Here is a 23,081-nt window from a genome sequence, read left to right as displayed (position 1 = left end):
GCCGTTGGAGGCCCCAACCGTGACTGGCACGTCCAAGACACCGTTCACGCACCTTCACGTCCACACCCAGTACTCGCTGCTGGACGGTGCCGCGCGGCTCAAGGACATGTTCGAGGCCTGCAACGAGATGGGCATGACGCACATCGCCATGTCCGACCACGGCAACCTCCACGGCGCCTATGACTTCTTCCATTCGGCGAAGAAGGCGGGCGTCACCCCGATCATCGGCATCGAGGCGTACGTGGCCCCGGAGTCGCGGCGCAACAAGCGCAAGATCCAGTGGGGCCAGCCGCACCAGAAGCGCGACGACGTGTCCGGTTCGGGTGGTTATACGCACAAGACGATCTGGGCGGCGAACAGGACGGGTCTGCACAACCTCTTCCGGCTCTCCTCCGACGCGTACGCCGAGGGCTGGCTCACCAAATGGCCCCGGATGGACAAGGAGACGATCTCGCAGTGGTCGGAAGGGCTCATCGCCTCCACCGGCTGCCCCTCCGGCGAGGTCCAGACGCGCCTGCGGCTCGGCCAGTTCGACGAGGCGGTGAAGGCGGCCTCCGACTACAAGGACATCTTCGGCGAGGGCCGGTACTTCCTGGAGCTGATGGACCACGGCATCGAGATCGAACGCCGGGTCCGCGACGGCCTGTTGGAGATCGGCAAGAAGCTCGGTATCCCGCCGCTGGTCACCAACGACTCGCACTACACCTACGCCCACGAGGCGACCGCGCACGACGCGCTGCTGTGCATCCAGACCGGCAAGAACCTCTCGGACCCGGACCGCTTCCGCTTCGACGGCACGGGCTACTACCTCAAGTCCACCGACGAGATGTACGCCATCGACTCCTCGGACGCCTGGCAGCAGGGCTGCGCCAACACCCTCCTGGTCGCCGAGCAGATCGACACCAGCGGCATGTTCGAGGCGAAGAACCTCATGCCGAAGTTCGAGATCCCGGACGGCTACACCGAGGTCACCTGGTTCCAGGAGGAAGTCCGGGTCGGCATGGAGCGCCGCTATCCGGGAGGTGTGCCCGAGGACCGCCAGAAGCAGGCGGAGTACGAGATGGACATCATCATCCAGATGGGGTTCCCGGGATACTTCCTCGTCGTCGCCGACTTCATCATGTGGGCCAAGAACAACGGCATCGCGGTGGGCCCCGGCCGTGGTTCGGCGGCCGGTTCGATCGTGGCGTACGCGATGGGCATCACCGACCTCGACCCGATCACGCACGGCCTGATCTTCGAGCGGTTCCTCAACCCCGAGCGCGTCTCCATGCCCGATGTCGACATCGACTTCGACGAGCGCAGGCGCGTCGAAGTGATCCGGTACGTGACGGAGAAGTACGGCTCCGACAAGGTCGCCATGATCGGCACCTACGGAAAGATCAAGGCGAAGAACGCCATCAAGGACTCCGCGCGCGTCCTCGGCTACCCGTACGCCATGGGCGACCGCCTCACCAAGGCGATGCCCGCCGACGTCCTCGGCAAGGGCATCGACCTCTCCGGCATCACCGACCCCAAGCACCCCCGCTACAGCGAGGCCGGCGAGATCCGGGGGATGTACGAGAACGAGCCGGACGTCAAGAAGGTCATCGACACCGCCAAGGGCGTCGAGGGCCTGGTCCGGCAGATGGGCGTGCACGCGGCCGGCGTGATCATGTCCAGCGAGCCGATCGTCGACCACGCGCCGATCTGGGTGCGGCACACCGACGGCGTCACCATCACGCAGTGGGACTACCCGCAGTGCGAATCGCTCGGCCTCCTGAAGATGGACTTCCTGGGCCTGCGCAACCTGACCATCATGGACGACGCCGTCAAGATGGTGAAGGCCAACAAGGGCATCGACCTGGAGATGCTGTCGCTCCCGCTCGACGACCCCAAGACCTTCGAACTGCTCTGCCGCGGCGACACCCTCGGCGTCTTCCAGTTCGACGGCGGCCCCATGCGTTCGCTGCTCCGCCAGATGCAGCCCGACAACTTCGAGGACATTTCCGCCGTCTCGGCCCTGTACCGGCCGGGCCCGATGGGCATGAACTCGCACACGAACTACGCCGAGCGCAAGAACGGCCGCCAGGAGATCACCCCGATCCATCCGGAGCTCGAAGAGCCCCTGAAGGAGACGCTGGGCCTCACCTACGGCCTCATCGTCTACCAGGAGCAGGTCCAGAAGGCCGCGCAGATCGTCGCCGGCTACTCGCTCGGCGAGGCCGACATCCTGCGCCGCGTGATGGGCAAGAAGAAGCCCGAGGAGCTGGCGAAGAACTTCGTGCTCTTCCAGGCCGGCGCGAAGGAGAAGGGCTACTCCGACGCGGCGATCCAGGCCCTGTGGGACGTGCTGGTCCCGTTCGCCGGATACGCGTTCAACAAGGCGCACTCCTCGGCGTACGGCCTGGTCACCTACTGGACCGCGTACCTGAAGGCGAACTACCCGGCCGAGTACATGGCGGCGCTGCTCACCTCGGTCAAGGACGACAAGGACAAGTCGGCCGTCTACCTCAACGAGTGCCGCCGCATGGGCATCAAGGTGCTGCCGCCCAACGTCAACGAGTCGGTGCACAACTTCGCCGCCCAGGGCGACGACGTGATCCTCTTCGGCCTCGAAGCCGTCCGCAACGTCGGCACCAACGTGGTGGAGTCGATCATCCGCTCGCGCAAGACCAAGGGGAAGTTCAGCTCCTTCCCCGACTATCTCGACAAGGTCGAGGTGGTCGCCTGCAACAAGCGCACCACGGAATCGCTCATCAAGGCGGGCGCCTTCGACACGATGGGGCACACCCGCAAGGGCCTGACCGCCCAGTTCGAGCCCATGATCGACAACGTGGTGCAGGTCAAGCGCAAGGAGGCCGAGGGCCAGTTCGACCTCTTCGGCGGCATGGGCGAGGCGGACACCAGCGAGCCGGGCTTCGGGCTCGACGTCGAGTTCGGCGACGTGGAGTGGGAGAAGTCCTACCTGCTGGCCCAGGAGCGCGAGATGCTCGGCCTGTACGTCTCCGACCACCCGCTCTTCGGCCTGGAGCACGTCCTGTCCGACAAGGCGGACGCGGGCATCGGCCAGCTCACCGGCGGTGACTACTCGGACGGCTCGATCGTCACCATCGGCGGCATCATCTCGGGCCTCCAGCGCAAGATGACCAAGCAGGGCAACGCCTGGGCGATCGCCACCGTCGAGGACCTGGCCGGCTCCATCGAGTGCATGTTCTTCCCGGCCACCTACCAGCTGGTGTCGACCCAGCTCGTCGAGGACGCCGTGGTGTTCGTCAAGGGCCGGCTCGACAAGCGCGAGGACATCCCGCGGCTGGTCGCCATGGAGCTGATGGTCCCCGACCTGTCCTCGGCCGGCACCAACGCGCCCGTGGTCCTGACCATCCCGACCGTCAAGGTCACCCCGCCGATGGTCAGCAGGCTCGGCGAGATCCTGGGGCACCACCGGGGCAACACCGAGGTGCGGATCAAGCTCCAGGGGCCGCGCTCGACGACCGTACTGCGCCTCGACCGGCACCGGGTCCAGCCGGACCCGGCCCTCTTCGGCGACCTGAAGGTCCTGCTCGGCCCGTCCTGCCTGGCCGGCTGACCTTCCGGCGGGCCTCCCGCACAAGGAGTACGCGTACGAGAAAGGGGCGCACCCCAACGGGTGCGCCCCTTTCGTCTCGCAAGAACGGTCAGTTGTGACCGAAGCGACGCTGGTGCTTACGGGCAACATCCGCCGGGCTGCCCTGACCCTGCGACTGCGGCATGGCCTGGGACTCGAAGGCGGTGGACTTCGACTGCTCCTGACCGCGCTCGGCGGCCTCGGAACGCTCCTGCTGACTGCCGGATTTGCGGTTCTTGTTCTTGGCCATGGTGCTGCCTCCTGTGGGGGAACTCGGGGCCAGGGCCGCTGCCAGACTCACACAGAAGAACAAAGGTCGCATTTCGGATCATTACCGTGCGTGACGGACTGGTCACGCACCAATCCGCCACGCCGATGATCGAGTTCCGGTGCTCAACCCTTGCGCGGTCGGGCAGACTCGAAGGAAACCCGAAGTTCATTCGGTGATCTCGCGAACCCCGCTTCTGATTTCTTATTTCTTCGGCTTTTCCGTTCCCGAAAGAGGGTGGAACGCATGGACCGCTGCGTCGTCCTGGTGGATGCCGGTTACCTGCTCGGTGCCGCCGCGAGTCTGCTCGCCGGAGAACCGGCCCGTTCCCGCATCACCGTCGACCATGCCGCCCTGATCCAGGGGCTCCGCGAGCGCGCCGAGGCCGACACCCAGCAACCGCTCCTGCGCATCTACTGGTTCGACGGCGCCCCCGACCGGGTCCCGCAGCCCGAGCACCGCCGGCTGCGCGTAATGCCCAGGGTGACGGTCCGCCTCGGCGCCCTGACCCGCAGCGACGGCCGCTGGGCGCAGAAGGGCGTGGACGCCGCGATGCATGCCGAGCTGACCGAACTGGCCCGCAACCGCGCCTGCTCGGACGTGGTCCTCGTGACCGGCGACGGAGATCTGCTGCCCGGTCTGATGTCCGCCAAGGAACACGGCGTCGCCGTCCACCTGTGGGCCGTGCAGGCCGCCGACGGCGACTACAACCAGTCCGAGGACCTGGTCGCCGAGGCCGACGAGCGCCGGGTGCTCGACCGCGCCTGGATCACCCGCGCGGTGCGCGCGAGGGACCTCACCGGCATCTGCGCCCCCGCCCCCGCCCCCCGCCCCGAGATCGCCGCGATCCTCTCCGCCCCGCTGCCCGAGTCGGCGCTCGCCGCCTCCGCCGAGCGGGCCGCCGAGGCGCAGGCCGCCGCGGTGCGAGCCGGCGCCGCGCCCGCCGAGGCCCCGAGCGAGAACGGCGCCGCCGTGCCCGCCCCGACCGGCGCCAAGGGCGTACCGACGCCGAAGGACCTCGCCTCCCTGCGGGCTCCCGGCGCCGCCGCCGCGCCGGCCCCGCCGGCCTCCGCGACCCTGCGCTGGTCCTCCGACAAGGGCTGGGTGGAGCGCCCCGGCTCCGCGCTCGGCGAGTCGCCCGAGACCGCGTCCCTGCCGACGCTCGCCCAGCTCACCAGCGCCGAACAGCGCTGGGCCGACCGCGAGGAGGACATCACCACCGTCGGCGGCGACCCCTACGAGGTCGGCCAGGTCTTCGCCCGGCGCTGGATGGAGCGCCTGCCCGAGCCCTCGCACGTGCAGAAGCTGTCCACGATGTACCCGCGCATCCCGCACCGCATCGACGGTGAACTCCTGCGCTACGCCGCCCGGTTCGGCCTCCTCGCGCACAAGGACGACCAGATCGACGAGCACGACAGGTACGCGATCCGGGCCGGGTTCTGGCGCGAGATCGACGTGCGGGCGGCCGCCGAGCGCCAGCCCGCCGGCGAGTAGCGCGACGATACGGGGGCGGCGTGCGGCCGCCCCCGGGACCGGGCGGCGCCCGGGACCCCTTAGGCTCGTTCTCCGTGAGTACCGGCGCAGCAGCGGCACGGGCCGGCACCGTTTGCACGGTGCGGGGCCTGGTCAAGACGTACCCCGCGGCGCGGGGCAGGCGAGGTGCGCCCGGTACCCCCGAGGTCCGCGCCACCGACGGGATCAGCCTGGATGTGCGGGGCGGCGAGATCTTCGGACTGCTCGGCCCCAACGGCGCCGGAAAATCCACCCTCGTACGCCAGCTGACCGGGCTCATGCGCCCCGACGCCGGCTCCGTCGACGTACTCGGGCACGATCTGGTCCGCCACCCCGAACGTGCGGCCCGCCTCATCGCGCACCTCGGTCAGGAGTCCACCGCCCTGGACGAACTGACCGTCTCGCTCGCCGCCGAGACCACCGGCCGGCTGCGCGGACTCACGCTGCGCGAGGCACGCGCCGAGCGCGACGCCGTTCTGGCCGAACTCGGCCTTGACGACATCGCCGGACGCCCGCTCAAGAAGCTCTCCGGCGGCCAGCGCCGCCTGGCCTGCTTCGCCGCCGCCCTCGTCGGCGAGCGGCCCGTCCTGGTCCTGGACGAGCCCACCACCGGCATGGACCCGGTGGCCCGGCGCGCCGTGTGGGCCGCCGTCGACCGGCGCAGGTCCGAACGCGGCGCGACCGTCGTGCTCGTCACCCACAACGTCATCGAGGCCGAGACCGTGCTCGACCGGGTCGCCGTGATCGAACGCGGCAGGGTCATCGCCTGCGACACCCCCGCCGGACTGAAGGCGCGCGTCGCCGACGAGGTGCGGGTCGAGCTCGTGTGGCGCGACCGGGCCCCCGTCGAGGTCCCCGAGGTCGCCGCGCTGCGCGCCGGCGCCCAGGAGTCCGGCCGGCGCTGGACGCTGCGGCTCAGCCCCGAGCGGGCCAGGGCCGCCGTCGCCACCGTCACCGGTGGGCCCGCCTTCGCCGCACTCGACGACTTCACCCTGGCCACGCCGAGCCTGGAAGACGTCTACCTGGCCCTCGGCGGCCGCACGGAAGGGCTGGTGAAGGCGTGAGCGCCATTCCCCTGGAGAGCGCCGTCGAGACGGCCCAAGGGCGGGCCGCTGCCACGAGCGGCGCCCCCGCCGACGGCGCCGCCGGGCTCCCCGGCACCGCGCACGCGGCCCCCCTCGCCCCCCGGGCCCGGCTGCTGCCCGCACTCGCCGCCGTCTACCGCGCCCAGCTCTCACGGGCCCGGGTCTCGCGCATCCCGCTGCTCTTCGTGGCGACCTTCCAGTCCGTCGGCATCATGATCCTCATGCGCGGGGTGGTGGACGGCGGCAGCGAGGCCCGTGCGGTGGTCGCCGGGTCGAGCGTGCTGGTCGTCGCCTTCGTCGCGCTCAACCTGCTCGCCCAGTACTTCGGCCGGCTGCGCGCCGACGGCGGCCTCGACCACTACGCGACGCTGCCCGTGCCGCCCGCCTCCGTGGTCCTCGGCACGGCCGCCGCGTACGCCTCCTTCACCGTGCCCGGCACCGCCGTCACGGCCGTGTTCGGCTGCGTCCTGTTCGGGCTCCCGATGGGGCACCTGTGGATCCTGGCCGCGGTGGTCCCGCTCGCCGGAGCCGCCCTGTCCGGGCTCGGCGCGGCCCTCGGGCTCCTCGCGCCCCGCCAGGAACTCGCCACCCTCTTCGGTCAGTTGGGGATGTCGGCGGCGCTGCTGCTCGGCGTGCTCCCGGCCGGCCGGATGCCCGGCCCCATCGCGTACGCCCGTGATCTGCTGCCCTCCACCTACGGTGTGGAGGCCTTCGCGCACAGCTTCGACGCGCACCCCGACTGGGGTCTGGTCGGGCTCGACCTCGGTGTGTGCGCGGCCGTCGGCGTCGTCTCGCTCGCCGCGGCGGCGTGGGCCTACCGCCGGGCAGCGGTCCGGTGAGGCGGCGCACAGACACGCCTGGCACGATGTCAGGGTGACCGCACCTCTGACACCGCCCCATCAGCAGCCCCCGGGCGACGACCCGTGGCAGACGCACGCCGTGGGCCTTGAGCCCGGACTCGTCGAGGAGGCGCCCGCCTTGAAGAAGGACCTGCGGGACGCGGTGATCGTCGCCGTCGCGGTGACGGTGGCCGGAGTGGCGCTCGGACTGCTGTGGCTCTGGCTGGCGCCGCGGGTGCCGCTGATCGCCGACGACAAGGCCGTCTTCCTCAAGGACACCGAGGGCGAGGAGGCGATCGGCGGCGACGGAACGTTCATCCTGCTCGCGCTCGGCCTCGGCGTCCTCAGCGCCGGCGCGGTCTTCCTGTTCCGCAAAAGCGGCGGCATCCCCGTCGTGGTCGCTCTCGCGGTCGGCGCGCTGCTCGGCTCCGTGCTCGCCTGGCGCCTGGGCATCTGGCTCGGGCCCCAGCAGGACGTGGTGGCGGCCGCGAAGGCGGCCGGCAAGGGCGTCACCTTCGACGCCCCGCTGAAGCTCGACGCGAAGGGCGCGCTGCTGGCCTGGCCGGTCGCGGCGATGGCCGTGCACCTGGGTCTCACGGCGCTGTTCGGTCCGCGCGACCCGGAGCCGGTGTGGACCCCGGGCCCGATGGACGAGATCGGCCCCCTCGAACCCGGGCCGCTCGACCCCGGGCCGCTCGACCCGGGACCGGCGGGCCCGCCCGGATCGCCGCGGCCGTAGGGCCGGGGCCGGGGACGGGCGGGGGAACGGTGCCTACGCGGGCCGCCTGCCGTGATTGGCCCGGCCCTTCTTGATGCGCCACTTTCGTTTGCGGGTCCGCTTCGACATGGGCGTACCTCCCGTCCTCGGGTTCTAGTCGAGGACGCGGGGTACGTCGAGCCCCTGGACGCGGCCGTGCCCGCGCATGAGGGGGCTTCTTGCCACACGGGTGCCCGCGCGCAGGGACTTCCCGGCATACGTGCGCGTGCCCGCGCACGCAGGAACTTCCTCGGATGCCTGTGCCTGCCCGCGCACGCGGGGCTTCCTGCCACACGCGGGCATGCACCGGCCACCTCGGGGGCCAGGACCGCCAGGGCCGCCTACGTGCGGCCGATGGGGGCCAGCACGGCCCCGGTCAGGGCCGCCAGGTCGGCGGGGGAGAGCTCGACCTCCAGGCCGCGCCGGCCCGCCGACACACAGATCGTGGCGTGCGCCGACGCGGAGTCGTCGAGGACCGTGCGCAGCTTCTTGCGCTGTCCGAGCGGCGAGATGCCGCCCCGCACATAGCCGGTGGTGCGCTCGGCGGCCGCCGGGTCGGCCATCGCCGCCCGCTTGCCGCCGACCGCCGAGGCCAGCGCCTTCAGGTCGAGCGAACCGGCCACCGGGACCACCGCCACCGTGAGCTCGCCGTCCACATCGGCGACCAGCGTCTTGAACACCCGCTCGGCGCCCACCCCGAGCGCCTGCGCCGCCTCCTCGCCGTACGAGGCGGCCGCCGGGTCGTGCGCGTAGGCGTGCACGGTGAACGCGGTGCCCGCCGCCGTCAGGGCCACCGTCGCCGGGGTGCCCGCGCTCTGCTGCTTCTTCTTGGCCAAGGCGGCCCTCCGGTCGGTCAGTTGGGGCTGGTCGGGCTGCGCGTGAGGTCCACCGCGGGGAGCGAGGGCAGATGGCGGATGACCGCGGTCTCCGCGCGCAGCAGTTGCAACTCCTCCCGCAGCCGGGTCGCGGTGTCGGGCGCCTGGAGGAGGCGCTGCCTGGCCGGGACGTCGAGGACCGCGGCCGCGGCGACCAGGTAGGACACGACCGAGGGCTCGTCGGGCAGGTCGGCGGTGCCGGCCAGCGAGCGCTCGCGGGCGCCCGCGAGCCGCTTCTGGTACGAGCGGAACGCGCGCAGCACCCCCTCGGCGAGCGCGCCCGCCTCCTCACCGGGCTCCTCGGGGACCTCCTCGTACTCGGCCGTCAGATACGGCCCGCTCGCGTCGACCGACAGGATGCGGATGCGGGTCGTGCCGGTGGCCAGCACCTCGAAGCTGCCGTCGGAGCGCTCCCGGATGGTGGCCGCGTCGGCGACGCAGCCCACCCGGTGGAACGCCTGGATGGGGTCGGTGCCGAACCCCGCCGCTGCGCCCTTCTCGGGCTGCGCGGTCTGGTCGGGAAGTCCGGGCCCGGTCGGCGCGACCTCCCGGCCGTCCCGGATCGCCACGACGGCGAAACGGCGCGGCTCGTCGCCGGCCTCGTCGTCGGGGCCCAGGGGGCCGGATGCGTCGGTGCCGGTCTTCAGCAGATCGCGCATCATGGCGCGATACCGCTCCTCGAAGATGTTCAGCGGCAGGACGAGCCCGGGGAACAGGACCGAGTTGAGCGGGAAGAGGGGGAGGCGTGCGGTGGTCACAACGCTCAAGCGTAATGGCCGTCGGACCGGGCTCGTCCGGGCTTGTGGCGCTCCCGCCCCCATGGCATGCCCGCGGCGACCTCGGTCCGTACGAACTCGCGCAGTTCGAGGAACTGGCCCAGCGGATCCGCCGCCAGGTGCAGCCAGGGAAAAGACGTCGCGTAGGGCCCGATGCGCCGGAATTCCTCCAGCGTTTCCGGCCAGCGCCTGCGCACGACCAGGACGTAGGCGAGCAGGTTGCGCACCTCGGCGGGCCAGGGGTCGCCCGGATCGTAGGCGGCGGACAGTTCGATGCCGAGATCGGCCGCCGCGTCGATCCGCTCGTACGGGATGCTGTGGCCCCCGCCGCCCACCAGATAGGCGAAGGCCGCGCGGGCCGGGAGCGCGCGGATCAGGGAACCGGGCAGCGAGTCCTCGGCGGCCCGCTCGGCGAAGTCGAAGCACTCACGGTGCGAGCCGTACCACTGGGCCGAGAGGTACTGGAGCGCTGCCACATGGCAGCCGTAGTGGTGCGAGGAACGGCGTATGGCCTCGCCCCACAGTTCCTCGAAGACGGTGTGCGAGGCATGGGTGCCGCGGGCGTGGTCCAGGGCGATCCGCCACGGCACGGGGTCGGCGGGGTCGCCCTCGGCCGCCGAGTGGATCAGCGGGGCCACGTCGCGCAGCCGCTCGGCCCGCGCGGGCGAGCCCCAGGCCTTGACGATCGCGAGCTCGGCCTTGACCAGCAGCGCGTCCGGGTCGCGGGGCGCGGCGGCCAGCCAGTGGGCGAGCCAGTCCGGTCTGCTCACCGCGAAGGCCGCGAGCCGCACCGTGTAGCGGTCGCGGTTCTCCCACTCGGCCAGTTCGCGGGTGGTGGCGAGCAGTTTCGCCGCCTCGTCGTACTCGCCGAGCGCGGCCGAGACCAGCGCCGGAGCGAGCCGGGCGTCGGGCGCGTCGAGCAGCACTTCTCGGCCATCGGGCAGCCCGGTGGCGAGAAGCGGGAGGTGCCTGGCCCGCCGTGCGGTGCGGAGCAGCGCGGATACGAATGTCATGGTGCGGACCATTGAAATCCGCAGGTGGGGGTGGCGCCAGGGGGCCACTGTGAAGCTTCTGTATCGGTGGTGAGGGTTGTACGACACGGGGTCAAGGCCCGGCAAATTCAGCCGTCGTGGGCGTCGGGTGGAACCCGTGAAGACCTCGCGCACAGCCCGCGAAAAGCCTGCGGACGGCGCCCTGAACCCCACGGGTGACGAGCCCCGCCGCGGCGGGCCTCACCTCCTGCGCAGGAGCCGTGAGGCGCCCGCCGCCACCGTCGTCGCCAGGATCCAGCCCAGCATGATCAGCAGGGCCGCCGCCCACTGCCAGGCGCCGGTCAGTTTCCAGTAGCCGTCCTGGCCCAGGTCGACCACCGGGATGAGGAGGTCGAGGGCGTAGAGCGCCGCGTTCCACTCGGGGTGCTCGTCGGCCTTGATCGGCCGGGGGTCGTAGTGCGAGAAGGCGAGCGTGCCGGCCGCCCACAGGATCGCCATCCACAGCGCGGCCCTGCCCGGCCGGTAGCCGTACGCCACCGTCAGGTCCTGGAGCACCCCCCAGGCCTTCCCGGCGAGCGGCAGCGTCTCGCGGCGTCTGCGCTGCTTGGCGAGCAGCACCTCACGGGCGTCCGCGTCCTCGCCGCCGGCCCGCAGCACACCGGCCAGCCGCTCATAGGGTTCGGGCCCGTACTCGGGGGTCGCCGCGTTCACCCAGTCGAGCCGCTGGGCCAGCGTGAAGGTGCCGATCGGGATGAGGTTTTCGTAGCTGAAGCCGTTCATCGTGAGATGGCCCGGCCCCGGCCAGCTGTCCGCCATGTCGACCAGGTTCACCACCCGGGCCCCGGAGAGCACCACCTTGCCGCGCTCGGGGCGCTGGCCGGTGAAGCGCAGCTCCGGCGTCTGGATGCGGCGCAGCGACAGCTCCTGCGACTCGCCGAGGACGACGCGGGACTGTGCCAGGTCCACCGCGTCCCCGAACCGCCCGTCGTCGAGGCGGAGCCCGCCCCGGCATTCGAACGGCTGGATAAGGGTGCCCCGGACGGGTGTGTTGGTGTAGTTCGTCCCGTACGGAGGGGTGGTGGCCAGCTGGTTGCCGCCGCTCGGGTAGACGGCCGCCGAGGTCAGATACAGGGTGCGCTCGACGATGAGCTGCGGCGCGTTGAGCGCCCGTCCTCCGTCGGGGTTGATCAGCCTGCTGCCGCGCAGGCTCAGCGTCACGCCGACCTTCGCGGCACGCAGGCTCAGCTCCCCGTACGACTCGATCAGGTCGGCCTGGAGGTCCTGCGCGACCATAAGCCCGTCCGCCGCGATGGAGCGCCCGTTGCGGTCGGCGTGCACCACGGCCTGGCTGAGCAGCAGATCGGTGCCGATGTGCGCGTCGGTCAGGCGGATGCCGCCCGCGACCCGGCAGCGCGGCAGATGCAGATCGCCCTCGGTGGTCAGCCGGGCCGCCTCGATGCGCGGAATCGAGCAGCTTGCCATGCGGACCGAGGTGAAGTGGGCCTCGGGGAGCAGGAGTTCGTTCTCGAAGCGGCAGCCGGTCAGCTCGACGTACGGAGTGATCGTGCCGCCCGACAGGTTGAGCGTGCCGGTGATCTGCACCCCGGTGAGCTTGAGCGCGGCGACCCGGCCCGGCAGCGCCGGCGGGCCACTGAGCAGCAGCAGCGCCACCACCCTGGCCCGCACGCTGCGCTCGGGGCTCCAGGGGCGCGCCGCGAACGGGTCGTCGCGCACCGGATTGCGCGTACGCAGATCGTAGGTACTGCCGTTGCGGAAGGCCTGCCACATGCCCAGCTCCGCCGGACTGAGCCAGTCCGGTGCCTCCCCCAGATCGGGCGCTTCGGTCAATGCCGTCCCCCTCGCCGTCCACCCTGACAGGAGGAACGCTAGTGGCCAGGAGTGACAGGGGGTGACGCCCGGGTTGCGTATCAGCCACTGATACAGGCGTCCAGTGCTCTGGAGGCGTCTGAGAGAATTGGATACGTGATCTCCCGAATCGATCTGCGCGGCAACACCCTCCCCGAGGGTGGCGCCCTGCGCGACCTGCTGCCCCGTGCCGAGTTCGACGTGGAAGCCGCCCTGGACAAGGTGCGGCCCATCTGCGAGGACGTGCACCATCGTGGCACCGCGGCGCTCATCGAGTACGCGGAGCGGTTCGACGGCGTGAAGCTGGAGCGGGTCCGGGTGCCGGCCCGCGCGCTCAAGGAGGCTCTGGAACAGCTCGACCCGCAGGTCAGGGCCGCTCTGGAGGAGTCCGTGCGGCGCGCGAGGATCGTCCACCGCGCCCAGCGCAGGGCCGATCGCACCACCCAGGTCGTGCCCGGCGGTTCCGTGACCGAGAAGTGGGTGCCGGTCGAGCGCGTGGGCCTGTATGCGCCGGGCGGCCGCTCGGTCTACCCGTCCTCCGTGATCATGAACGTCGTCCCCGCCCAGGAGGCGGGCGTCGGCTCCATCGCGCTCGCCTCCCCTCCGCAGGCCGAGTTCGATGGCCTGCCGCACCCCACGATCCTCGCGGCATGCGCGCTGCTCGGCGTCGACGAGGTGTACGCGGTGGGCGGCGCCCAGGCCGTCGCGATGTTCGCGTACGGCACCGAGGGGCCCGACGGGTGCGCCCCGGCCAACATGGTCACGGGCCCCGGCAACATCTGGGTCGCCGCCGCCAAGCGCTACTTCACGGGCCGCATCGGCATCGACACCGAGGCAGGCCCGACCGAGATCGCCGTCCTCGCCGACGACACCGCCGACCCGGTGCACGTCGCCGCCGACCTGATCAGCCAGGCCGAGCACGACCCGCTCGCGGCCGCCGTCCTGGTCACCGACTCGCTCGCGCTCGTCGAAGCGGTCGAGAAGGAGCTGGAGCCGCAGGTCGCCGCCACCAAGCACATCGAGGACCGGATCAAGCCCGCGCTCGCCGGGCGCCAGTCCGCGATCGTCCTGGTCGATTCCCTTGAGGACGGCCTCAAGGTCGTCGACGCGTACGGCGCCGAGCACCTGGAGATCCAGACCGCCGACGCGGCGGCCGTCGCCGACCGGGTCCGCAACGCGGGCGCGATCTTCGTCGGCCCCTGGGCGCCGGTCTCGCTCGGCGACTACTGCGCAGGCTCCAACCATGTGCTGCCCACCGGCGGCTGCGCCTGCCACTCCTCGGGCCTGTCCGTGCAGTCCTTCCTGCGCGGCATCCACATCGTCGACTACACGCGCGACGCGCTCGCCGAGGTCGCCCACCACGTGGTGGCGCTCGCCGAGGCCGAGGACCTGCCGGCCCACGGAGCGGCCCTGAAGGCCCGATTCTCCTGGAAGGTGCCGAACGCATGACCACCATCGACGACCTTCCCGTACGGGACGAGCTGCGCGGCAAGTCCCCTTACGGCGCGCCCCAGTTGGACACCCCCGTCCAGCTGAACACCAACGAGAACCCGTACCCGCTGCCCGAGCCGCTGGTCGAGCGGATCGCCGAGCGGGTCGCCGAGGCGGCCCGGAGCCTGAACCGCTACCCGGACCGCGACGCGGTGGAACTGCGCACCGAGCTCGCGCGCTACCTCACCCGCACCGGCAAGCACCCGGTCGCGACCGGGAACGTGTGGGCGGCCAACGGCTCCAACGAGGTCATCCAGCAGCTGCTCCAGACCTTCGGCGGCCCCGGCCGCACCGCGATCGGCTTCGAGCCCTCGTACTCGATGCACGCCCTGATCGCCCGCGGCACCGGCACCGGCTGGATCTCGGGGCCCCGCAACGAGGACTTCACCATCGACCTCGCCGCGGCCGAGCAGGCCATCGCCGAGCAGGCGCCGGACATCGTCTTCATCACCTCGCCCAACAACCCCACCGGCACCGCCGTGGCCGCCGAGACGGTCCTCGCGCTGTACGAGGCCGCCCAGGCGGCGAAGCCGTCGATGGTGATCGTGGACGAGGCGTACGTCGAGTTCAGCCACCGCGACTCGCTGCTCCCGCTCATCGAGGGCCGCCCGAACCTGGTCGTCTCACGCACCATGTCGAAGGCCTTCGGCGCGGCCGGGCTGCGCCTGGGCTACCTCGCCGCGCACCCCGCGGTGGTCGACGCCGTCCAGCTCGTACGCCTGCCCTACCACCTGTCGGCCGTCACCCAGGCGACCGCGCTCGCGGCCCTTGAGCACACGGACACCCTGCTCGGCTATGTCGAGCAGCTGAAGGACGAGCGGGACCGGCTGGTCGCCGAGCTGCGGGCGATCGGCTACGAGGTGACCGAGTCGGATGCCAACTTCGTCCAGTTCGGCCGCTTCGACGACAGCCACACCACCTGGCAGCGGATCCTCGACCGGGGCGTCCTGGTCCGCGACAACGGAGTGCCGGAATGGCTGCGGGTCACCGCGGGCACCCCGGCCGAGAACGACGCGTTCCTCGACGCGGTCCGTCAACTCAAGAAGGAGCAGAGCGCATGAGCCGCGTCGGCAGGGTGGAACGCACCACCAAGGAGACGTCCGTCCTCGTCGAGATCGACCTCGACGGCAGCGGAAAGGTCGATGTGTCGACCGGGGTCGGCTTCTACGACCACATGCTCGACCAGCTCGGCCGCCACGGCCTGTTCGACCTCACGGTCAAGACCGACGGCGATCTGCACATCGACACCCACCACACCATCGAGGACACCGCGCTCGCGCTCGGCGCCGCCTTCAAGCAGGCCCTCGGCGACAAGGTCGGCATCTACCGCTTCGGCAACTGCACCGTCCCGCTGGACGAATCGCTCGCCCAGGTGACCGTCGACCTGTCGGGCCGCCCCTACCTCGTGCACACCGAGCCCGAGAACATGGCGCCGATGATCGGTGAGTACGACACGACGATGACCCGGCACATCTTCGAGTCCTTCGTGGCCCAGGCGCAGGTCGCGCTGCACATCCACGTACCGTACGGACGCAACGCCCACCACATCGTGGAGTGCCAGTTCAAGGCGCTCGCCCGGGCGCTGCGCTACGCCTCCGAGCGGGACCCGCGTGCCGCCGGAATCCTTCCTTCCACCAAGGGTGCCCTGTAAGCATGAACGGTCTCAACTCCATCCTGATCCTGCTCGGCCTCTTCCTGGTGGGCGGGATCATCTCCTTCGTCAAGCAGGGGATGCCGAAGAGCCTGATCGTGCTCCTGTCCTTCGGCGCCGTGATGTGCCTGGCCGCGGGCATCCTGCGACTGGACGTGTGGTCATGAGCGCGCCCGCCAAGAAGGTCGTCGTCCTCGACTACGGATTCGGCAACGTCCGCTCCGCCGAGCGGGCGCTTGCCCATGTCGGCGCGGACGTGGAGATCACCCGCGACTACGACCGGGCCATGAACGCCGACGGGCTGCTCGTGCCCGGCGTCGGGGCGTTCTCCGCCTGCATGACGGGACTGCGCGAGGCCCGCGGCGACTGGATCGTGGGGCGCAGGCTGTCCGGTGGCCGCCCGGTCATGGGCATCTGCGTCGGCATGCAGATCCTCTTCGAGCGCGGCATCGAGCACGGTGTGGAGAGCGAGGGCCTGGACGAGTGGCCCGGCGTGGTCGAGCCGCTGAACGCGCCGATCGTGCCGCACATGGGCTGGAACACCGTGAAGGCGCCCGAGGACAGCGAGCTGTTCGCCGGCCTGGACGCCGAGGCCCGCTTCTACTTCGTGCACTCCTACGCCGTGCGCGACTGGAGCCTCGAAGTCACCAACCCCAAGATCCGTGCCCCCAGGGTCAGTTGGGCCACCCACGGCGAGCCGTTCGTCGCCGCGGTGGAGAACGGCGCCCTGTGGGCCACCCAGTTCCACCCCGAGAAGTCCGGCGATGCCGGAGCCCAGCTGCTCACCAACTGGATCGGAACCCTGTGATGGCTGCCCCGCTCGAACTCCTTCCTGCCGTCGACGTCCGCGACGGCCAGGCCGTCCGGCTCGTCCACGGCGAGTCCGGCTCCGAGACCTCCTACGGCTCACCCCTCCAGGCGGCCCTCGCCTGGCAGCGCTCCGGCGCCGAGTGGCTGCACCTGGTCGACCTCGACGCGGCGTTCGGCACCGGTGACAACCGGGCGCTGATCGCCGAGGTCGCCGGCGCCATGGACATCAAGGTCGAACTCTCCGGCGGCATCCGCGACGACGCCTCCCTTGAGGCCGCCCTCGCCACCGGCTGCACCCGCGTCAACCTCGGCACCGCCGCCCTGGAGACCCCCGAGTGGGTCGCCAAGGTCATCGCCGAGTACGGCGACAGGATCGCGGTCGGCCTCGACGTGCGCGGCACCACCCTGCGCGGCCGGGGCTGGACCCGCGACGGCGGCGATCTGTACGAGACCCTGGCGCGCCTGGACTCCGAGGGCTGCGCGCGCTACGTCGTCACCGACATCGCCAAGGACGGCACGCTGACCGGCCCCAACCTGGAGCTCCTGAAGAACGTCTGCGCCGCCACCGACAAGCCGGTCGTGGCGTCCGGCGGCGTCTCCTCCCTCGACGACCTGCGCGCGATCTCCGGCCTGGTCCCGCTCGGCGTGGAGGGTGCGATCGTCGGCAAGGCCCTGTACGCGAAGGCGTTCACGCTGGAAGAGGCACTGAAGGCGGTCGCGGCATGAGTGACGCGATCCGCAAGATCTCCTCCGGCACCCCCTGGGAGGACCGCTTCGGCTACTCGCGCGCCGTCGAACTCCCCAACGGCCTGGTCCTGGTGTCCGCCTGCATGTCGACGGTCAACGGCCGCATCGACGAGGGCGGCCCCTACCAGCAGGCCGTCACCGCGTTCGGCGTCGCCATCAAGTCCCTGGAATCCGTGGGCCTGGGCCGCCAGGACGTGGTCCGCACCCGGATGTACATCTCGCACGCCCGCGACGTCGACGAGGTGGGCCGCGCCCACAAGGAACTCTTCGACGACGTGCGCCCCGCCTCCTCGATGCTGATCGTGGCCGGGTTCGTCGACCCCAGCCTGGTCGTCGAGGTCGAGGTCGAGGCATACCGGGGAGGTACGGGAGCATGACCCTCGCGGTACGCGTGATCCCCTGCCTGGACGTGGAGGGCGGCCGGGTCGTCAAGGGCGTCAACTTCCAGAACCTGCGCGATGCGGGCGACCCGGTCGAGATGGCCAAGCTGTACGACGCCGAGGGCGCGGACGAGCTGACGTTCCTGGACATCACGGCGTCCTCGGGCAACCGCGAGACGACCTACGACGTGGTGCGCCGCACGGCCGAGCAGGTCTTCATCCCGCTCACCGTCGGCGGCGGCGTACGCAGCGCCGACGACGTCGACAAGCTGCTGCGGGCGGGCGCGGACAAGGTGGGCGTGAACACGGCCGCCATCGCCCGCCCCGACCTGATCCGCGAGATCGCCGAGCGCTTCGGCCGCCAGGTGCTCGTCCTGTCCGTCGACGCCCGCCGCACGGCGTCGGGCTCCTTCGAGGTGACGACCCACGGCGGCCGCAGGTCCGCCGGCATCGACGCGGTCGAATGGGCGCACCGGGCGGCCGAGTTGGGGGCCGGGGAGATCCTGCTCAACTCGATGGACGCGGACGGCACGAAGGACGGTTACGACACCGAGATGATCGCGGCGGTCCGCCGCCACGTCGGCGTCCCGGTGATCGCCTCGGGCGGCGCGGGCCGCCTGGAGCACTTCCCGCCGGCCATCGAGGCGGGCGCGGACGCGGTCCTGGCCGCCTCGGTCTTCCACTTCGGGGACCTGCGCATCGGCGAGGTCAAGAACACCCTGCGCGAGGCGGGCCACCCGGTCCGCTGAGCACGCCCAGCCTTGGGGCCCGGTACGCATCGCGGCGCGCCGGGCTCCGGGGCGGCAGCCTCCGGGGTCTGGGGCGGAGCCCCAGCGGAACAACCAGTCTCGCCCCACCACCCCCGGAGGGTTTCGGGAAGGGGCGGGGTGGGGAACGCACAGCCGAGCAGGCGGACGAGGCGGTCTCGCTGGTCAGCTACCACCTGCGCAAGCTCGCCGACCACGGCCTGATCGAAGAGGCCGAGTCGCAGGGCAAGGACGGGCGTGAGCGGTGGTGGCAGCCGAGTTTCGCAGGGGCTCAGCTTCCGGCATGGGGACTTCCAGGACGCACCCGAGAAGGCCGCAGCACACGCCTCGGTCACCCGGCTGATCTTCCAGCAGCGCAGCGAAAGCCATCTGCGTTACCTGGACGAGGTGCAGGCCTGGCGCGACGACTGGAGGAACGCCGCCTCCGGCTCCGGTTCCGTCGCCCGGCTCAACGCCCGCGAACTCGCCGTGCTCACCGACCACAGTCTCGCCCTGATCAGGACGTACGACGAACAGGGCCGGGCGGCCGAGGTGAGCGGCTACACCGAAGGGCGCGAGAACGTCGCCCTGCATCTGTACGGCTTCCGCTTCCGCGCCTGACACCGACGCATCGCATGCGCCGTGCCTGAAAGGACCCGCGTATGAGCGCCACCCTGACGGCCCCGGCCCCCGCGCGCCCCGCCCACCGCGACGGCAACGTGCTGCGCTGGCTCGCCGCGTACACGTCCTCGCTCGTCGGCGACAGCGTGTACTACATGGCCCTTGCCTGGGCCGCGGCCCGCTCCGGGAGCGCGGGGCAGGCCGGGCTCGTGCTCGCCGTCGGCGCCGTACCCAGGGCGCTGCTCATGCTCGGCGGGGGAGTGATCGCCGACCGGTTCGGGCCGCGCCGGGTCGTCATCGGCAGCGACGCCGCCCGCAGCGTGATCATCCTGGGCATGGCCGCGACGCTGCTCGTCACGGGGCCCACGCTGTGGCTGCTCATCGTGCTCGCCCTCATCTTCGGCGCCGTGGACGCGGTGCTGCTGCCCGCCCTCGGTGCGCTGCCGCCCAGGATCACCGGCCCCGGCGAACTCGCCCGGGTGCAGGGCCTCAAGGGGCTCGCCGCGCGGATCGCCAACATCACCGGAGCCCCGCTCGGCGGTCTCGCCGTGGCGCTCGGCGGTACCGCGGCCACCTTCGCCGTGGCGGGCGCCCTGTTCGCGGTCTCGACCCTGCTGCTCGTACGGGTCCGCATCGCCCGGCTCGACGACGACGGGCCCAAGGCGAAGGAGTCCCCGCTGCGCGAACTCCTCGACGGGCTGCGCTACATCCGCGGCCACCGGCTGCTCGCCCCGCTGATGCTGGTGGTGGCCGTCGGGGAGCTGGGCTTCTCGGCGCCGCTCAACATCGGGCTCACGCTGCTCGCGAAGGAGCGGGCCTGGGGCGCGGCCGGCATGGGGTGGATCGTCGCGGCGTTCGGGGCCGGCGCGGGGGCCGCCTCACTGCTGCTGTCCCTGCGCGGCCGCATACCCCGCGCCGGACTCGTCCTGCCGGTCTCCCTGCTCGGCGGCACGACAGCCATCGCGGCCCTCGCGTACGCCCCCTCGGTGGCTCTGGCCGCCGTCGCCGGGATCTTCATCGGGCTGCTCGCCGGGCTGAGCGGGGCCCTGTGCGGGGCGCTGATGCAGACGGCCACGGAGCCCGCCTACCTCGGCCGGGTCACGGCGGTCGCCTCCCTGTTCACGATGGGCGTCGCGCCGCTCGGCTATCCGCTGGCGGGCGCGGCCATCGGCGCCTGGGGCACCACGCCGGTGTTCCTGGCCGGCGCAGGCGTGTGCGCGACGGGCGCCGCGACCGGGCTGGCCTCGCGCCACCTGCGCCGCGCCGAACTCCCGCGCTGAGCCGCCCGCCGAGACACCCCCTAAATCCCGAGCTTCGCCTCCAGCGCACGCGACGCCGCCTGCTTCTCGCCCTCGATCTCGACCTGCGCCGCCTCCTGACGCCCGTACGCGAACAGCGTCAGCTCACCCGGCTCGCCGGTGACCGTCACCACCGGGGTGCCCTTGTGCGCCACCGCCGTCTGGCCGTCGGGGCGGCGCAGCACGATACCCACCGGCGACCTGCGGCCCATCACACGGGCCGCCTTCTCCAGGCGGGACCACAGCGCGTCCGAGAACACCGGGTCGAGCTCGCGGGGCGTCCAGTCGGGCTGGGCCCGGCGGACGTCCTCGGCATGGACGTAGAACTCCAGCGCGTTGGCGCCCTCGTCGATCTGCTTGAGGCTGTACGGCGAGAACTTCGGCGGGCCGGTGCGGATCAGCTGGATCAGTTCCTCGTACGGCTTCCCGGCGAACTCCGCCTGCACCCGGTCGAGCCGGCTCTTCAGGGCCGGGATCACGAGCCCGCCGGCCGCGTCCAGGCGCCGCTCGCGCACCACGACGTGGGCCGCGAGTTCGCGGGCAGTCCAGCCCTCGCACAGGGTCGGCGCCTCGGGGCCCGCCGCCTCCAACAGGTCGGCGAGCAGAAGCCGTTCACGCTTGGCATGGGTCGACATGCCAGCCAGCGTACGGCCGTACGGGTCGTCCGGACAGTGGACGCACCGCCCGGCCGCCCCGCCGACCACGGCAGAATGGGGGGCATGACCAGCAATCTCGACCCCGCCATCGCCGCCCGCCTCAAGCGCGGCGCGGATGGTCTGGTCCCGGCCATCGCCCAGCAGTACGACACCGGCGAGGTGCTCATGCTCGGCTGGATGGACGACGAGGCCCTGCACCGCACCCTGACCACCGGCCGCTGCACCTACTGGTCGCGCAGCCGTCAGGAGTACTGGGTCAAGGGCGACACCTCCGGGCACGTCCAGCACGTGAAGTCGGTCGCCCTGGACTGCGACGCGGACACGCTCCTGGTCAAGGTCGACCAGGTGGGCGCCGCCTGCCACACCGGGGACCGCACCTGTTTCGACGCCGACGTACTCGACCTCGGGAAGTAGCAAGCAGTCATGGACCTCGACACCTTCCGCAAGCTAGCCGTGGACCGCCGCGTCATCCCCGTCCACCGCCGCCTCCTGGCCGACGGCGACACCCCGGTCGGCCTGTACCGCAAGCTCGCGGCCGAACGCCCGGGCACCTTCCTGCTGGAATCGGCCGAGAACGGGCGCACCTGGTCGCGGTACTCGTTCGTCGGCGTGCGCTCCGCCGCCACCCTCACCGTGCGCGACGGCGAGGCCCACTGGATCGGAACGCCGCCCGTCGGCGTCCCCACTTCGGGTGATCCGCTGGCCGCCCTGAAGGCCACCGTCGAGGCGCTGCACACCCCGCGCGACCTGGTCGCCCCGATGCCGCCCTTCACCGGCGGCATGGTCGGCTACCTCGGCTACGACATCGTGCGCCGCCTGGAGAAGATCGCCGAGCACGGCGGCGACGACCTGCGGCTCCCCGAGCTGACCATGCTGCTCACCTCCGACCTCGCGGTGCTGGACCACTGGGACGGCTCGGTCCTGCTGATCGCCAACGCGATCAACCACAACGACCTCGACACCGGCGTGGACGAGGCGTACGCGGACGCGGTGGCCCGGCTCGACGCGATGGAGGCCGACCTCGCGAAGCCCACCGAGTACGCGCCGGTCGCGCTGCCCGCCTCCGAGCTGCCCGAGTACACCGCACTGTGGGGCGGCGTCGAATACCAGGGCGCCGTCGAGGACATCAAGGAGCGGATCCGGGCCGGCGAGGCCTTCCAGGTGGTGCCCTCGCAGCGCTTCGAAACGCCGTGCGCGGCAAGCGCGTTGGACGTCTACCGGGTGCTGCGCGCCACCAACCCGTCGCCGTACATGTACCTGTTCCGCTTCGACGGGTTCGACGTCGTCGGATCGAGCCCCGAGGCGCTGGTCAAGGTCGAGGACGGCCGGGCCATGGTGCACCCGATCGCCGGGACCCGGCCGCGCGGCGCCACCCCGCAGCGCGACCAGGCGCTCGCCGACGAGCTCCTGGCCGACCCCAAGGAGCGCGCCGAGCACCTGATGCTCGTCGACCTCGGCCGCAACGACCTGGGCCGGGTGTGCGAGCCCGGCTCGGTGGAGGTCGTGGACTTCATGTCGGTCGAGCGGTACTCCCATGTGATGCACATCGTGTCGACGGTCACCGGCCGGGTCGCCGAGGGACGTACCGCGTTCGACGTCCTGACGGCGTGCTTCCCGGCCGGCACGCTCTCCGGCGCCCCCAAGCCCCGTGCGATGCAGATCATCGAGGAGCTGGAGCCGAGCCGCCGCGGGCTCTACGGCGGATGTGTCGGCTACCTCGACTTCGCCGGGGACTCCGACACCGCGATCGCGATCCGCACCGCGCTGCTGCGGGACGGCGTCGCGTACGTGCAGGCCGGAGCCGGTGTGGTCGCCGACTCGGACCCGGTCGCCGAGGACGACGAGTGCCGCAACAAGGCGGCCGCCGTCCTGCGCGCGGTAAACACAGCCAACCGCCTCGCCCCCTGACGCCCCCCGGGGCGCCCCCCCAGCCCGTCCACGGCCCGCACCGCCGACTCGCGCAGTTCCCCGCGGCCTTAGACCCCGGTCGGCTGCGGACCGTGCCGGCGTCTCGCGCAGTTCCTCGCGCCCCCAGGGCGTTCACGCGGAACGACCCGGCAGGCTCCGCCCCCCCAGGGGCGCGGGGAACTGCGCGAGTAGCGATCACGGTCCGCAGCCGACGACG

At 71.7% G+C, this 23,081-nt stretch carries 22 protein-coding genes and 1 pseudogene; 17 read left to right on the top strand and 6 right to left on the bottom strand.

All coding sequences use genetic code 11. From position 1 onward, the window contains the following. Positions 1-19: 19 nt before the first annotated feature. Positions 20-3,568 carry a DNA polymerase III subunit alpha gene (gene dnaE / locus ACGFW5_RS14895; protein WP_393834611.1) on the top strand — a complete coding sequence of 1,183 codons (3,549 nt, stop codon included), beginning with the start codon at positions 20-22 and terminating at the stop codon, positions 3,566-3,568. Positions 3,569-3,656: 88 nt separating this feature from the next. Here the strand turns inward: dnaE and ACGFW5_RS14890 are convergent, their stop codons facing one another. Continuing rightward, positions 3,657-3,836 (bottom strand): hypothetical protein, encoded by a 180-nt coding sequence (locus ACGFW5_RS14890; protein WP_393834610.1) that lies wholly within the window; start codon positions 3,834-3,836, stop codon positions 3,657-3,659. A 264-nt stretch (positions 3,837-4,100) separates the two neighbouring features. Between ACGFW5_RS14890 and ACGFW5_RS14885 the strand changes: the two genes are divergently transcribed. From ACGFW5_RS14885 to ACGFW5_RS14870, 4 genes are all read left to right on the top strand, one after another. Then, on the top strand, positions 4,101-5,348 hold the full coding sequence (locus ACGFW5_RS14885) for an NYN domain-containing protein (protein WP_393834609.1): 1,248 nt from the start codon (positions 4,101-4,103) through the stop codon (positions 5,346-5,348). 74 nt (positions 5,349-5,422) lie between these two features. After that, positions 5,423-6,430 (top strand): ABC transporter ATP-binding protein, encoded by a 1,008-nt coding sequence (locus tag ACGFW5_RS14880; protein WP_393834608.1) that lies wholly within the window; start codon positions 5,423-5,425, stop codon positions 6,428-6,430. Continuing rightward, complete coding sequence (locus tag ACGFW5_RS14875) at positions 6,427-7,290, top strand: ABC transporter permease (RefSeq protein ID WP_393834607.1); 864 nt, start codon at positions 6,427-6,429, stop codon at positions 7,288-7,290. Before ACGFW5_RS14880 ends, ACGFW5_RS14875 begins: the two co-directional genes overlap by 4 nt. Before the next feature lie 34 nt (positions 7,291-7,324). Next, positions 7,325-8,029 (top strand): ABC transporter permease, encoded by a 705-nt coding sequence (locus tag ACGFW5_RS14870; RefSeq protein ID WP_393834606.1) that lies wholly within the window; start codon positions 7,325-7,327, stop codon positions 8,027-8,029. A 359-nt stretch (positions 8,030-8,388) separates the two neighbouring features. Here ACGFW5_RS14870 and ybaK read toward each other — a convergent pair whose 3' ends face one another. The 4 genes from ybaK to ACGFW5_RS14850 all read right to left on the bottom strand — a co-directional run bounded on the left by ybaK (position 8,389) and on the right by ACGFW5_RS14850 (position 12,538). Beyond that, the gene (gene ybaK, locus ACGFW5_RS14865) at positions 8,389-8,883 is read right to left on the bottom strand and encodes a Cys-tRNA(Pro) deacylase (RefSeq protein ID WP_393834605.1); all 495 of its coding nucleotides are present in this window, start codon (positions 8,881-8,883) and stop codon (positions 8,389-8,391) included. A 17-nt stretch (positions 8,884-8,900) separates the two neighbouring features. Next, the gene (locus tag ACGFW5_RS14860) at positions 8,901-9,680 is read right to left on the bottom strand and encodes an LON peptidase substrate-binding domain-containing protein (RefSeq protein WP_393834604.1); all 780 of its coding nucleotides are present in this window, start codon (positions 9,678-9,680) and stop codon (positions 8,901-8,903) included. 5 nt (positions 9,681-9,685) lie between these two features. Beyond that, complete coding sequence (locus ACGFW5_RS14855; RefSeq protein ID WP_393834603.1) at positions 9,686-10,723, bottom strand: hypothetical protein; 1,038 nt, start codon at positions 10,721-10,723, stop codon at positions 9,686-9,688. 207 nt (positions 10,724-10,930) lie between these two features. Continuing rightward, positions 10,931-12,538: an oxidoreductase gene (locus ACGFW5_RS14850; protein WP_393834602.1), complete on the bottom strand. Its 1,608-nt coding sequence runs from the start codon at positions 12,536-12,538 to the stop codon at positions 10,931-10,933. Between the two features lie 135 nt (positions 12,539-12,673). Between ACGFW5_RS14850 and hisD the strand changes: the two genes are divergently transcribed. From hisD to ACGFW5_RS14800, 10 genes and pseudogenes are all read left to right on the top strand, one after another. Beyond that, positions 12,674-14,005: a histidinol dehydrogenase gene (hisD, locus tag ACGFW5_RS14845; protein WP_393834601.1), complete on the top strand. Its 1,332-nt coding sequence runs from the start codon at positions 12,674-12,676 to the stop codon at positions 14,003-14,005. After that, the gene (locus tag ACGFW5_RS14840) at positions 14,002-15,108 is read left to right on the top strand and encodes a histidinol-phosphate transaminase (protein ID WP_393834600.1); all 1,107 of its coding nucleotides are present in this window, start codon (positions 14,002-14,004) and stop codon (positions 15,106-15,108) included. The genes hisD and ACGFW5_RS14840 overlap by 4 nt, the downstream gene beginning before the upstream one ends. Then, positions 15,105-15,698, top strand: coding sequence for an imidazoleglycerol-phosphate dehydratase HisB (gene hisB / locus ACGFW5_RS14835; RefSeq protein WP_053727805.1), 594 nt, complete (start codon positions 15,105-15,107; stop codon positions 15,696-15,698). Before ACGFW5_RS14840 ends, hisB begins: the two co-directional genes overlap by 4 nt. A 2-nt stretch (positions 15,699-15,700) precedes the next feature. After that, positions 15,701-15,865 carry a hypothetical protein gene (locus ACGFW5_RS14830; protein ID WP_393834599.1) on the top strand — a complete coding sequence of 55 codons (165 nt, stop codon included), beginning with the start codon at positions 15,701-15,703 and terminating at the stop codon, positions 15,863-15,865. Further along, positions 15,862-16,506: an imidazole glycerol phosphate synthase subunit HisH gene (gene hisH / locus ACGFW5_RS14825; protein WP_393834598.1), complete on the top strand. Its 645-nt coding sequence runs from the start codon at positions 15,862-15,864 to the stop codon at positions 16,504-16,506. Before ACGFW5_RS14830 ends, hisH begins: the two co-directional genes overlap by 4 nt. Continuing rightward, entirely contained in the window at positions 16,506-17,234 is a 729-nt protein-coding gene (gene priA / locus ACGFW5_RS14820; protein WP_393834597.1) for a bifunctional 1-(5-phosphoribosyl)-5-((5-phosphoribosylamino)methylideneamino)imidazole-4-carboxamide isomerase/phosphoribosylanthranilate isomerase PriA, read from the top strand. The genes hisH and priA overlap by 1 nt, the downstream gene beginning before the upstream one ends. Then, positions 17,231-17,632: a RidA family protein gene (locus ACGFW5_RS14815; protein ID WP_393834596.1), complete on the top strand. Its 402-nt coding sequence runs from the start codon at positions 17,231-17,233 to the stop codon at positions 17,630-17,632. The genes priA and ACGFW5_RS14815 overlap by 4 nt, the downstream gene beginning before the upstream one ends. Next, positions 17,629-18,384 carry an imidazole glycerol phosphate synthase subunit HisF gene (gene hisF / locus ACGFW5_RS14810; protein WP_393834595.1) on the top strand — a complete coding sequence of 252 codons (756 nt, stop codon included), beginning with the start codon at positions 17,629-17,631 and terminating at the stop codon, positions 18,382-18,384. Before ACGFW5_RS14815 ends, hisF begins: the two co-directional genes overlap by 4 nt. A gap of 152 nt (positions 18,385-18,536) precedes the next feature. Beyond that, positions 18,537-19,002 (top strand): annotated as a pseudogene (locus ACGFW5_RS14805) (transcriptional regulator); the annotation flags it as partial. 41 nt (positions 19,003-19,043) lie between these two features. Continuing rightward, positions 19,044-20,282: an MFS transporter gene (locus tag ACGFW5_RS14800; protein WP_393834594.1), complete on the top strand. Its 1,239-nt coding sequence runs from the start codon at positions 19,044-19,046 to the stop codon at positions 20,280-20,282. A gap of 20 nt (positions 20,283-20,302) precedes the next feature. Here the strand turns inward: ACGFW5_RS14800 and ACGFW5_RS14795 are convergent, their stop codons facing one another. Further along, positions 20,303-20,935: a TIGR03085 family metal-binding protein gene (locus ACGFW5_RS14795; protein WP_393834593.1), complete on the bottom strand. Its 633-nt coding sequence runs from the start codon at positions 20,933-20,935 to the stop codon at positions 20,303-20,305. A 75-nt stretch (positions 20,936-21,010) separates the two neighbouring features. On the opposite strand from ACGFW5_RS14795, the gene hisI reads away from it, so the two are divergent. Continuing rightward, complete coding sequence (gene hisI / locus ACGFW5_RS14790) at positions 21,011-21,370, top strand: phosphoribosyl-AMP cyclohydrolase (RefSeq protein WP_393834592.1); 360 nt, start codon at positions 21,011-21,013, stop codon at positions 21,368-21,370. A 9-nt stretch (positions 21,371-21,379) separates the two neighbouring features. Further along, positions 21,380-22,864, top strand: a complete 1,485-nt coding sequence (locus ACGFW5_RS14785; protein WP_393834591.1) for an anthranilate synthase component I — start codon at positions 21,380-21,382, stop codon at positions 22,862-22,864. Positions 22,865-23,081 lie beyond the last annotated feature (217 nt).

Source organism: Streptomyces sp. NPDC048416, assembly GCF_043200435.1.
Lineage (GTDB): Bacteria > Actinomycetota > Actinomycetes > Streptomycetales > Streptomycetaceae > Streptomyces.
This window is presented reverse-complemented; position numbering and strand designations above follow the sequence as displayed.

Bases quoted from the DNA above. Each gene is read 5' to 3' on its own strand.
- ACGFW5_RS14890 (WP_393834610.1), bottom strand. From the start codon at position 3,836: ATGGCCAAGAACAAGAACCGCAAATCCGGCAGTCAGCAGGAGCGTTCC.
- ACGFW5_RS14885 (WP_393834609.1), top strand. From the start codon at position 4,101: ATGGACCGCTGCGTCGTCCTGGTGGATGCCGGTTACCTGCTCGGTGCC.
- ACGFW5_RS14855 (WP_393834603.1), bottom strand. From the start codon at position 10,723: ATGGTCCGCACCATGACATTCGTATCCGCGCTGCTCCGCACCGCACGG.
- ACGFW5_RS14840 (WP_393834600.1), top strand. From the start codon at position 14,002: ATGACCACCATCGACGACCTTCCCGTACGGGACGAGCTGCGCGGCAAG.
- hisB (WP_053727805.1), top strand. From the start codon at position 15,105: ATGAGCCGCGTCGGCAGGGTGGAACGCACCACCAAGGAGACGTCCGTC.
- ACGFW5_RS14830 (WP_393834599.1), top strand. From the start codon at position 15,701: ATGAACGGTCTCAACTCCATCCTGATCCTGCTCGGCCTCTTCCTGGTG.
- hisH (WP_393834598.1), top strand. From the start codon at position 15,862: ATGAGCGCGCCCGCCAAGAAGGTCGTCGTCCTCGACTACGGATTCGGC.
- priA (WP_393834597.1), top strand. From the start codon at position 16,506: ATGGCTGCCCCGCTCGAACTCCTTCCTGCCGTCGACGTCCGCGACGGC.
- ACGFW5_RS14815 (WP_393834596.1), top strand. From the start codon at position 17,231: ATGAGTGACGCGATCCGCAAGATCTCCTCCGGCACCCCCTGGGAGGAC.
- hisF (WP_393834595.1), top strand. From the start codon at position 17,629: ATGACCCTCGCGGTACGCGTGATCCCCTGCCTGGACGTGGAGGGCGGC.
- ACGFW5_RS14800 (WP_393834594.1), top strand. From the start codon at position 19,044: ATGAGCGCCACCCTGACGGCCCCGGCCCCCGCGCGCCCCGCCCACCGC.
- ACGFW5_RS14795 (WP_393834593.1), bottom strand. From the start codon at position 20,935: ATGTCGACCCATGCCAAGCGTGAACGGCTTCTGCTCGCCGACCTGTTG.
- hisI (WP_393834592.1), top strand. From the start codon at position 21,011: ATGGGGGGCATGACCAGCAATCTCGACCCCGCCATCGCCGCCCGCCTC.
- ACGFW5_RS14785 (WP_393834591.1), top strand. From the start codon at position 21,380: ATGGACCTCGACACCTTCCGCAAGCTAGCCGTGGACCGCCGCGTCATC.